12 protein-coding genes are annotated in these 10,147 nt (G+C 41.9%); 6 read left to right on the forward strand and 6 right to left on the reverse strand.

Translation table 11 applies throughout. The features are described 5' to 3' along the window. Nucleotides 1–32: 32 nt before the first annotated feature. From BGL89_RS10705 to BGL89_RS10715, 3 genes are all read right to left on the reverse strand, one after another. On the reverse strand, nucleotides 33–992 hold the full coding sequence (locus BGL89_RS10705) for a ParA family protein (RefSeq protein ID WP_286825697.1): 960 nt from the start codon (nucleotides 990–992) through the stop codon (nucleotides 33–35). Nucleotides 993–1,164: 172 nt separating this feature from the next. Next, complete coding sequence (locus tag BGL89_RS10710) at nucleotides 1,165–1,890, reverse strand: Uma2 family endonuclease (protein ID WP_286825698.1); 726 nt, start codon at nucleotides 1,888–1,890, stop codon at nucleotides 1,165–1,167. A 183-nt stretch (nucleotides 1,891–2,073) separates the two neighbouring features. Continuing rightward, on the reverse strand, nucleotides 2,074–2,313 hold the full coding sequence (locus BGL89_RS10715) for a hypothetical protein (RefSeq protein ID WP_286825699.1): 240 nt from the start codon (nucleotides 2,311–2,313) through the stop codon (nucleotides 2,074–2,076). 8 nt (nucleotides 2,314–2,321) lie between these two features. On the opposite strand from BGL89_RS10715, the gene BGL89_RS10720 reads away from it, so the two are divergent. Further along, the gene (locus BGL89_RS10720; RefSeq protein WP_286825700.1) at nucleotides 2,322–2,588 is read left to right on the forward strand and encodes a glutaredoxin family protein; all 267 of its coding nucleotides are present in this window, start codon (nucleotides 2,322–2,324) and stop codon (nucleotides 2,586–2,588) included. Between the two features lie 3 nt (nucleotides 2,589–2,591). Here the strand turns inward: BGL89_RS10720 and BGL89_RS10725 are convergent, their stop codons facing one another. Continuing rightward, a complete protein-coding gene (locus BGL89_RS10725; RefSeq protein WP_286825701.1) occupies nucleotides 2,592–3,773 on the reverse strand; it encodes a serine hydrolase in 1,182 nt (393 codons plus the stop codon). 27 nt (nucleotides 3,774–3,800) lie between these two features. After that, complete coding sequence (locus BGL89_RS10730) at nucleotides 3,801–4,601, reverse strand: RNA methyltransferase (protein WP_286825702.1); 801 nt, start codon at nucleotides 4,599–4,601, stop codon at nucleotides 3,801–3,803. Nucleotides 4,602–4,637: 36 nt separating this feature from the next. On the opposite strand from BGL89_RS10730, the gene BGL89_RS10735 reads away from it, so the two are divergent. The 4 genes from BGL89_RS10735 (at nucleotide 4,638) to BGL89_RS10750 (ending at nucleotide 8,233) form a co-directional block, all read left to right on the forward strand. Next, on the forward strand, nucleotides 4,638–4,793 hold the full coding sequence (locus tag BGL89_RS10735; RefSeq protein WP_158198517.1) for a DUF2256 domain-containing protein: 156 nt from the start codon (nucleotides 4,638–4,640) through the stop codon (nucleotides 4,791–4,793). A gap of 169 nt (nucleotides 4,794–4,962) precedes the next feature. Further along, entirely contained in the window at nucleotides 4,963–6,111 is a 1,149-nt protein-coding gene (locus BGL89_RS10740; RefSeq protein ID WP_286825703.1) for a glycosyltransferase family 4 protein, read from the forward strand. A gap of 9 nt (nucleotides 6,112–6,120) precedes the next feature. Beyond that, nucleotides 6,121–7,455 (forward strand): TrkH family potassium uptake protein, encoded by a 1,335-nt coding sequence (locus tag BGL89_RS10745; RefSeq protein ID WP_286825704.1) that lies wholly within the window; start codon nucleotides 6,121–6,123, stop codon nucleotides 7,453–7,455. An 88-nt stretch (nucleotides 7,456–7,543) separates the two neighbouring features. Next, complete coding sequence (locus BGL89_RS10750; RefSeq protein ID WP_046662432.1) at nucleotides 7,544–8,233, forward strand: potassium channel family protein; 690 nt, start codon at nucleotides 7,544–7,546, stop codon at nucleotides 8,231–8,233. A 125-nt stretch (nucleotides 8,234–8,358) separates the two neighbouring features. Here BGL89_RS10750 and BGL89_RS10755 read toward each other — a convergent pair whose 3' ends face one another. Next, complete coding sequence (locus BGL89_RS10755) at nucleotides 8,359–9,957, reverse strand: SpoIID/LytB domain-containing protein (RefSeq protein ID WP_286825705.1); 1,599 nt, start codon at nucleotides 9,955–9,957, stop codon at nucleotides 8,359–8,361. A gap of 121 nt (nucleotides 9,958–10,078) precedes the next feature. Here BGL89_RS10755 and BGL89_RS10760 point away from each other — a divergent pair. Then, on the forward strand, nucleotides 10,079–10,147 hold a 69-nt coding region (locus tag BGL89_RS10760; RefSeq protein WP_286825706.1), incomplete at its 3' end, for a helix-turn-helix domain-containing protein.

Here is a 10,147-nt window from a genome sequence, read left to right on the forward strand (position 1 = left end):
AATGTTCCTCAGTATTTGAAGCTACGTTGTGCTTATCTCAACGGCGATATTGCCTGAGTATTTTTACTCATTGCAAAACTGGGATGCTCCCCTTGGGATAAAGCAATAAGACTATTAAAATTAGGGATTTTTACTAGAGTACAGCAGTCTGGTACACCATTCTCATGGTACATCGAATCAGGTAACATCATGGCATTTTTTTTTAGGGCTGGAATCATTTTATCGCTGATATTTTGCTCGATTGTGTTAATCCATTTTTGAAAAGCTTGTGTTTCTTTCCTCCGAATAATTCGATAGTTCTGAACAATAGTTCCCAAAAAATGTAGGTTAACTTCGGGGAAGGGATAGTTGGCTGTTTTGAGAATTGGTAAAGCACTAGCTGCCTTGGCCCATTGATACCACTTAGGCAAGATTTTAGTTAGAGAATCGATAGCCATAACTGAGAAAAAATCCGCTGCGGTTGGCACAATAAAAAAGTTACTGGTCATCAGTATATTTTGATTGATTGACCCCAAACTGGGACTCATATCGATTAAAATATAGTCAGCTTGGAATTTTTCGGCAGTTTTGTCTAATAAATATGTAATCGCACCGGGGACATTTTTTAAAGCTTGAATTGACCCACTAAGTTCTTGAGCAATACCTAGGGTAACTTCATATTCAGCTAACCCCACATGACCGGGCAGTAAAAATAAATCATCACGACCATAAATAGGAACACAGTCCACAGCTTCGATTAATTTTGGTTGAGATTCAAAAGCGGGTGCTAAAGCTGTTTTAATATTAGAGTAAGTATTGTAGATAGCCTCTAGTCTTTCTTCTGTATCTTCACTTTCTTTAGCCAAAGCCATACCAGTTAAGTTACATTGAGGATCAGTATCGACAATAATTACTCTTTTGCCCTTGTCAGCAAGCATCCAACCAAGGTTAAAAGTGGTTGTAGTTTTGCTCACTCCACCTTTATGATTAAACAAAGCTATTTTTTGCACCATGGCATTAATTATATTTGAAGATTGTTGCCCTTGGTCATTATTGTAACATCAGTGTGGAGATTTTGCCATGATTTCTAGGCTAGAATCAGAGTTTCGGATTACTCGTTTTAATGCCTAGCAATTAAAGAAAAATTGCGTCATGGTTTCCACCCTAACACACCCAACCGGATATTTAAGCAATTTCATCGGGATTAATGCCCAATTCTCGCAGCTTTTGGGCTAATTTTTCCGCCCGTCGTTGTTCTCTTTCTTTGGCTAATCTTTCCTGTTCTTTGGCTAATCTTTCCTGTTCTTTGGCTAATCTTTCCTGTCGGGCCGACTCTTGAGGGGTGGGAACCAATTCACCCGATTCGGTGAAATAGCGCAATTTATTGGCAAAAATTCCTAAATATAATCCTAGTTGCTTACTCCATAAATAACCGTTTTCATTGGGGGTAATCGGTTGGTATTGTCCCTCGATTAAAGTGAATCCTTGCCATTCTAAAGTATTGGGATCAAACCAAAAATATTCAGGAGTCCGGAAAGTATGCTGATATAGTTCCTTTTTAGCTTTTCTGTCCACATTAGCGGTGGAATCGGAGAGAATTTCGATGATTACATTGGGATATTTACCCCCTTCTCCCCAGACAACCCAACTTTTTCTAGGACGTTTTTCCGTATCTAAAACCAAGAAAAAATCTGGTCCACAAAAATCTCGCTGTTTCAGTTGCCTTTCGTTATAATAAATAGTCAAATTGCCCGAAGCATAGTAATCGTTTCTATCTTGCCAGAGCCAATCAAGACAAGATAATAATAAAATAATTTGTTGTAAATGCAGATCACTTTCCACGGGTGGTTCATCACTCCATAAATCGGTGGGAGGACAGACAATATCGGTAGCAATATCTAGGGTTGTCATAGTTTATAAACCCATTGAGTCAATTTGGTGTGATTCTAGCAACAAGCCACAATCAATACAGTTATATTATAAGTCCGATCGTTTTGCTTGTATATAGGGTGTGCTGAAAAAGTTTGTTGGTGGGGTTAGGAGTCGGTTGGAGAAGTCAGAATACCATGACCTCAATCCCCTTCGTTGAAGGACTTATAAAAACCAGAAGAAAGCAATTAAAATAACAGTGAGAGTGGCGGCAAAAATGAGAGCGTATTCAATTTTTTTATTGATAATACCAATAACAATGACTAGGCTAATTGCCAGAAGAAACACACCGATATAGACTAGATCTTGAGTACCTGAATTAACTAAATTATTATTTAAAGTCGGTGTGGGTGTGGGAGTTTGTAGAATTGTTGATGAGAGACTAATCGTGGAGGTAATGAACATAAATATTTATGACTACCATAGAACTAATTTTATACAGTAAACCGGACTGTCATCTTTGCGAAGGGTTGCTAGAGAAACTAGAAAAAATCCGTCAACCGGAGTGGCAGTTAGAAATTAGGGACATTACCAGTCGAGAGGATTGGTTTAACGCTTATCAGTACGAAATCCCCGTCCTCTGTCAAAAACTGGCCAAGGGGGAAAAAATCCTTCCTCGTCTTTCCCCCCGGGCAAATGCCGAACAATTGGCCCGTCTTTTAGCCAATAATTTAACCTAGGGGCTAATTACCCGGACCAGGAATAACGACCGGACTAGGAGAGGGAGAAGACTGGGCGACCGGTTGCGGTTTGGCTGCGGGTTGAGTTTGATACCATTTAAAGTGTTGGTAGGCCGTGCGCGATATTTGTTGAATCAGAGTCCTAGCGTTACTATCATTGTGGGGACGTTTCACCATCACTGCTCCTAGATAGCGTTTCCCGTTGGGCATATCAATAATCCCCGCATCCGCTAACATCGAGCCAATATCACCAGTTTTATGGGCAATATCGGCGGATTTCTCGATACCTTGCGGTAGGAGGGTGCGAGTGCGCGTTTCCTGCATAATATTCAATAGACGATCGCGGGAACGTAAACTGAGTAATTCCCCTTGATTAACTTTTCCTAAGATTGTCACCAAATCTCTCGGACTTGTGGTACTGGTTCCTTCCAAGTCTGGTAAAGCGTTATTAATTACCGTACTGGTCAAACCCCAAGCTTGAAAACGCTGATTAAGAGCCTCTTTGCCGCCCATCCGCTTAATTAACATATTAGTAGCGGTATTATCGCTAATTACGTTCATTTTAGTGGCGGTTTCTAGGGCAGTATAGGTTTTATTCACTCCTAAATACTGCATATCCCCGGACCCACTGGCCATGACATCCTTAGTGGCCACAAGGGTTTCATCGAGACGAATTTTTCCCGCATCCACATCCTCAAAAAAGGCGACCAGAATCGGGATTTTAATCGTACTAGCGGCGGCAAAAATAGTATCTCCGCGAAAATTAGCGTAAGCACCGTTATCGAGGTCAATAAATAAAGCTCCCACCTGTAATTTCGGATATTTGACCGCTAAAGCCTGTAATTTCTGGTTGAGGCTGCTGAGATTTTCGTTTAAAACTAACGTGGTCAGTTTTGGGGTGACGGGTTTGGGAGTCGGGGAATTAGTAGCGGTGGGTTTTGGATGTAGAGGTAATTTGCTCGGATCCACCACGGTTAAAACCGTACCAGCGATCGCACCTAAACCGACACCAAGGATAGAGAAGCGAAGAACCTGAAGGAGAAAAGAGGAGATTAGGTTAGTTTTACGCTGTTTTTTTGCTTTTTTAACCGGTAAAGACTTTTTTTTGTTGTTTGAGTCCATGGACTTAGGGGAATTAAGGCCAGATTGGACTTTAGTAGGACGACGAGTTACTTGACGAGTCACGGTTTTCCTCAAGGGTATCCAGATTTATTATCGATCGCTAGGAGAATTTTTTTTCTTGCCCTTGAGACTATCAAGACCGAGAAAAAGTTGCCCGATACTTTCAATATGGCCGATAATACCCCGCAGCAGGGCTAATTCCTCCACCGTGGGACGGGCCCGATGATAAAATTGCCGGAATTTCTCCATCCTAGCGGCGGCGGTGTGGGGGTAAAGATAGCCAATTTTGAGCAAAAAGCTCTCCAAGTGCTGATAATAGCCTTCTAGAGCCTCAAAAGTGGCATTAGGGGGCGTTTCTAACGGGGGTTCGAGCCTATTTTCCGTGGCCATTTGGTACAGTTCGTAGGAGCAAACCGCCACCGCTTGGGCGAGATTGAGGGAGGAATATTGAGGATTAGCGGGAATACCGACAAAACGCTGGGCGTGGTTCAGTTCGCTGTTACTTAAACCCCGGTCTTCTGGCCCGAAAATTAAGGCCGATTCCAGGTTAGGGGTGAGTAACCAGGGTAAGGCAGTCTGGGGTGTTTCGAGGGGAGTATTCAGGTGACGGGGTTTCGAGGTGGTGGCAATGATGCGATGACAACCCTGCAAAGCTTCCGCAAGGGTGGCTACCTGTGAACAGTTTTCTAGGACTTCAATCCCGTGTACTGCCATGCGTCGCGCTTCTTCTGCAAGGATATCACAGGCAGCATTGACGATAATTAAGCGACTTAAGCCCATATTCCGCATAATTCTGGCAGTGGAACCCACATTTAAGGCTCCGGCCGGTTCAACCAAAATAATTCTCAGGCGATCGAGCGGGGAACTCTGATTATTTTCATCTACACTCATAGATAAGGCGCAGTTTTTGACTTTTTAATTTTAATCATGGCACGTCAGCCCTCGAAGTCCGATCTTCCCAGTAAAATTTGTCCCGTTTGCGGTTTATCGTTTACTTGGCGCAAAAAGTGGCAAAATTGTTGGCATGAGGTCAAATACTGTTCAGAACGCTGTCGTCGTCGCAAGTCCTCGACTAATGAGTAAAAAGCCGAGAATTTTAACTATGAGATAGGCACTCTTGCAAAAGGCAATTTTTAGCTGAGGACTTAGATGGGTGATTAATTTTGCTTAGGTACTCTATTAGCTTTTAATTTTACAGCTAATTTAGTAAGCTAATATTTGGCTAAATTAACTTTTTCTTAAGAGAATCTCAATGCACATTGCCTGGTTAGGAAAAAAATCTCCTTTTTGCGGTAACGTTACCTATGGGCGAGAAGTGACTAATTTTCTGCTCGATCGAGATTATCAAGTCAGTTTTCTGCATTTTTCTTCCGAAAAACCCACCGTAGGCGATTGGCCTGACTTTTACGACGAAATCACCCTGCCACGTCTCTATAGTTCCCAAGTCTATACTATTCCCACCCTGAAATCGAGTCGGGTTCTACAGGATAAACTCAGGGAACTGAAACCCGATCTAGTTCATGCGTCCTTACCCCTGTCTCCCCTCGATTTTCTGCTACCAGAAATTTGTGAGTCTTTAGATTTGCCTCTGGTGGCGACTTTTCACCCGGCTTTTGATAGTAAAATTCGCAATCTGATCTCTAGTACCCAATTATTAACCTACCAACTACACGCCCCTTTTTTAGCTAATTACGATAAAGTAATTATTTTTTCCACCTCTCAACGGGATTTTTTAGTTAAATTGGGGGTTCCCGAAGAAAAATTAGCAATTATTCCCAATGGGGTTGATGTTAATAAGTATTGTCCAGGTCCCTCGAATATTAAAGCTCAATATAATGCCGATTGTTTATTTGTTTATCTCGGTCGGATCATGCCGGAGAAAAATGTAGAATCTTTATTGAAAGCTTGGAAAAAAACCAATTTAGGGGATAGATGCAAACTGCTCATTGTTGGTGATGGTCCGTTAATTCCTTCCCTTAAACCTTTTTATGGAGAAGAAGATGGTATTATCTGGTTAGGTTTTATCGGCGATGAAAATAAACGAATTGAAATTTTGCGCGGGGTTGACTGCTTTATTTTGCCCTCATTAGTGGAAGGTTTATCGATTTCCCTCTTGGAAGCGATGGCCTGCGGTGTTGCTTGTATGGCTACGGATGTGGGGGCCGATGGGGAAGTGTTAAAAGGTGCGGGAATAGTTCTAGATACTAAAGGACTAATTACCCAATTAAAAACTCTCTTGCCCGTATTACGAGAGCATCCTGAATTAACAACAATTTTAGGACAAAAAGCCCGTCAAAGAGTTTTAGAATCTTACAGTCTCAGCAAAAATATCGATCACTTACAGTTAGTTTATCAAGAAGTGTTAGCCAAAAAACAATCTTCTCTTAGCTACTTTCACTAAGGAATTTATATGACGATTGCCCGGACAATTTGCTTGGGATTTATTGCGGTAATTTTAGCGGGAACTTCCCTGTTGATGTTGCCTGTTTCTACCACTAGCGGCACTTGGAATGACCCAATTGTTGCCCTCTTTACCTCCACTTCTGCGGTCTGTGTAACCGGTTTAGCAGTAGTAGATACGGGTACTTATTTTTCTTTTTGGGGTCAATTATTTATTGCTTTATTAGTGCAAGTGGGTGGACTGGGATATATGACCACTACCACTTTTTTAATGTTATTAATTGGGCGAAAATTTGACCTGAGACAGAAGTTAGCAATTCAAGAATCCTTTGATCGACCTTTCCTACAAGGTAGTCAAAGTTTAATGAAATCAGTGATTGCTACTACTCTAGTTTTTGAGTTAACAGCAACTTTGGTTATGTTAACTGTCTTCGCCCAAAAGTATGATTTTAGATATGCGGTGTGGTTATCTTTATTCCATAGTATTAGTGCTTGGAATAATGCTGGTTTTGGCTTGTTTAAAGATAACTTGATGTCCTATCAATCCTCAATTACTATTAACTTAGCTATCACAGGATTGATCATTTTTGGAGGTATCGGTTATCAAGTAATTATCGAGTTTTATACTTGGTCTATTCACCGCTTTCGATATAAAAGAAAAGGCTTTGTTTTTTCTCTTAACTATAAAGTTGCTATCAGTACAACTATATTTTTATTAGTGATGGGAACATTGGCTTTTTTATTTACTGAACAGGGAAATGGTGACACTTTGGCTAATTTATCAATTAAAGATAAATTGCTGGCTGCTTGGTTCCAATCGGTAACATCGAGAACAGCAGGATTTAATACCATTGATATCGGGAAAATTTCCGTAGAAGGTTTATCAATTACCATCGCTCTCATGTTTATAGGAGCCAGTCCTAGCGGTACAGGGGGAGGTATTAAAACCACAACTTTTAGGATTTTATATAACTGTACTCGCTCGGTTTTAAGAGGCCATGAAGAAGTGACTCTCTATCAAAGACGCATTCCTATGCCGTTAATTTTAAAGTCAATGGCGGTGGTTTTTGGTTCGGTTATAGCGATTATTATCTCCACCCTAGCTATCTCATTTGTGGAGACAGATTTTAAAATGATTCAACTGTTTTTTGAGGTAGTTTCTGCCTTTGGAACTGTCGGCTTATCTATGGGTATAACCGCAGCTTTATCGCCGATTTCTAAGTTAATTATTGTTTTTATGATGTATCTGGGACGGGTAGGAGTTATACTTTTAATAGCGGCTATTATCGGCGATCCGAAACCAACAGTGATTAATTACCCCGAAGAAAACCTTTTAGTGGGATAATTAATATCAGTTATCAGTTATCAGTTTCTCCTGTCTCCTCACTCATTGACACTAGCATTTTAAATGCGTAACAGTTTAACTTAAAATTATGCAATCAATTAAATTTTTTAGTAGTATGCGTCCCCAAAATCGTCAATTTGCCGTCATCGGATTAGGCAGATTTGGGCGCGCCGTCTGTGAAACCTTACGCAAACAAGGTTATCAAGTGGTAGCGACAGATATTGACGAAGGATTAGTAGCACAAGCGTTATCTGATCGAATAGTAGATAATGCGATCGAGCTTGATTCTACCAAACCTAACGCCCTGCGAGAAGCGGGAATTTTTGAAACTGATACGGTGATTGTCGCTATTGGTAAATACGTTGAAGAAAGTATCATTACTACTCTCAATTGTAAGGAAGCAGGGGTTAATTTTGTCGCCGCTAAAGCCTCCACAGAAATCCATGGAAAATTACTAAAAAAAGTTGGTGCAGATTTAGTAGTTTTTCCCGAATACGATGCCGGTTGTGAGTTAGCGCACCGTTTAACTAGACCATCAATTTTAGAACGATTTGATCTCGATCCCGAACATAGTATTGTCGAGTTAAAAGTCCCGGAAGCTTTTCACGGTAAAACCCTAGCAGAGTTAGAAATTCGTAATCGTTATGGGTTAAATATTGTCGCTGTCGGTAATGCGGAAAAATTCAAGATTAACCCCAATCCCCAAGAAAGATTACACAAGGATTTAGCAATGGTGGTGATTGGTTCTAACCGAGATATTCAGCGTTTACCGATGTAAATTTTAGTCAAACATTTGATTTACTTAGTTTCTAATCCTCTTTTTAGGTAGGAGAATTGTCAGAGCCTTTCTCTTGCCTATTGCCTATTGCCTATTGCCTTCAGAAACTGATAACTGATAACTGATTAATTTCCTCGCCAAAAGACAATCGAATTATTGAGAGGTTGAATGGTGGTGCCGGGATAATAGAAAGCGAGAATTTGTTCGGGAGACCAACCCAAACGAGCTAAATTATAGGAACCAAATTGACTTAATCCCACCCCGTGGCCAAAACCGCCACCAATAAAGTTATAACCCTGGATCTGTCGATTGGTATCGTAGATAGGATCGATGTAGAATAGGGTACTGCGAGGCGGTCCCAAAGCACTACGCACCTCATTTTTATGCAGTTCCAAAATCCCCTTATCGGTTTGAACGGTCATAGTCAGAATCCGACCGGAAGGAGAGCGCTTAGTCACTTCCATCCATTGGATTTGCTGGAAGTGGGCGAGGGGATGTTTTCTGCGTTTTAGATAGGTTTCTAGGTCTTGACTCAAATCAGCTAAAGAAGCTTGTTTTTGCCAGCGAAAAACCCGTCGGCCCGTCTCATTAAAACCATCTTTAAGATTAATAAACTGGCGAAAAGTTGTCTCATTAGCGAGAGATTGTTTCGAGAGATCCCAGACTCGATTGGGGGAGTCCACCACTGCCCGGAGATAAGGTCTTTCCTCCCCATCCCAAACATCACTAAAGAGGGCAGTTATTCCGCCGGTGGTGGAGGAATAAAGGGCATCCACTAACTCATTTTGGTAGGTTAAAACCAGGCCTCGCGTGGATGCGATCGCTTGATCAGCCCGGGGATTAGTTCCCGTCAATCCATAATAAACTTGACAATGGGTATCGGCACAGAGTTCGTAATTATCGGCTTGAAAACGGCGGAGATTGCGGAGGGCGTAGGTGCGGGCGATAATAGTTTGCGCCCGGGTGGCACTTTCCGGGGCATCATGACCGATTTCGTGGGGTACAACCCCGCGCAGGTAGGTTTCGAGGGGAACATTATTAACTAGGGTAAAAGTACCGTAGGCGTTGGGCTGTAGGCGCATGGTTCCCCCGTACAAACGTACCTGTTCGGGGCTATGGGTGACTTGAATCAGGTTTTTTTGGCTCTCGATTTCTAATTCTTTGGGAAAATAGCGCACCCCGTTGATCTGGAAAGAAACTTGCGGCTTTTCTTTGAGTAAAACACTATTAATATAGGGTTGATTGTGGCCTTTGGTTTGCAAACTGGTCAGCAACCAACGTCGCACTAGGGGATTTTCATAAACTTCTCGCTTTGCCCAGACCTGCCAGCGTCCGGGTTGGGTAATTTCCACTTTAATGCCCATTTTTGCCCAATTTTTGGCGCTATTTTCGGCGGTTTCAAAGGTGGCGTGGTCGCTCAAAATGACTTTTTCTTGCAGGATGGGAGAAGCGAGGGGACGGGGAATAACTTCTAATTGTAGGCGATTGGTTTGCAGGGTTTGGGATTGGCCATCTTCTCCCACCACGCGGAGGGTGAGATTATCACCACTGGTACTGCCTAGGGTTAATTTTTCCTTGGCTTCATCGCCAAAACGTTGGACAATGCCCACTCTCAGAAGGACATCCTTGGCCATAGCGGCAGGAATTAGGGTTAAACTGAGCAAGATCGCCGCAGTTATGGAACCGATGCTAATTATTGGTTTTTTTTCCTTTATTTTCAGCATAAAGTCAAGTATCTGTTAATAAGTTTTCATCGAAAATTTTGGGTCTGAAACCCCGTCGTTCTACGACGGCTTTACAGTTAAATACTAGCGCATTTACCAAATATATGCTAAAATGCTCCCCATGGAAAAAGCCTATTCGTTTCGATTTTACCCCACACCAGAACAAGAGTCGCTATTGCGGCGCACTTTG

The organism is Microcystis sp. LSC13-02, from assembly GCA_002282935.1.
GTDB lineage: Bacteria > Cyanobacteriota > Cyanobacteriia > Cyanobacteriales > Microcystaceae > Microcystis.

What these genes read in the sequence shown, in the direction of transcription:
- BGL89_RS10710 (WP_286825698.1), bottom strand. Translation starts at nt 1,890, where the DNA reads ATGACAACCCTAGATATTGCTACCGATATTGTCTGTCCTCCCACCGAT.
- BGL89_RS10750 (WP_046662432.1), top strand. Translation starts at nt 7,544, where the DNA reads ATGCAATCAATTAAATTTTTTAGTAGTATGCGTCCCCAAAATCGTCAA.
- BGL89_RS10745 (WP_286825704.1), top strand. Translation starts at nt 6,121, where the DNA reads ATGACGATTGCCCGGACAATTTGCTTGGGATTTATTGCGGTAATTTTA.
- BGL89_RS10715 (WP_286825699.1), bottom strand. Translation starts at nt 2,313, where the DNA reads ATGTTCATTACCTCCACGATTAGTCTCTCATCAACAATTCTACAAACT.
- BGL89_RS10740 (WP_286825703.1), top strand. Translation starts at nt 4,963, where the DNA reads ATGCACATTGCCTGGTTAGGAAAAAAATCTCCTTTTTGCGGTAACGTT.
- BGL89_RS10730 (WP_286825702.1), bottom strand. Translation starts at nt 4,601, where the DNA reads ATGAGTGTAGATGAAAATAATCAGAGTTCCCCGCTCGATCGCCTGAGA.
- BGL89_RS10735 (WP_158198517.1), top strand. Translation starts at nt 4,638, where the DNA reads ATGGCACGTCAGCCCTCGAAGTCCGATCTTCCCAGTAAAATTTGTCCC.
- BGL89_RS10755 (WP_286825705.1), bottom strand. Translation starts at nt 9,957, where the DNA reads ATGCTGAAAATAAAGGAAAAAAAACCAATAATTAGCATCGGTTCCATA.
- BGL89_RS10705 (WP_286825697.1), bottom strand. Translation starts at nt 992, where the DNA reads ATGGTGCAAAAAATAGCTTTGTTTAATCATAAAGGTGGAGTGAGCAAA.
- BGL89_RS10720 (WP_286825700.1), top strand. Translation starts at nt 2,322, where the DNA reads ATGACTACCATAGAACTAATTTTATACAGTAAACCGGACTGTCATCTT.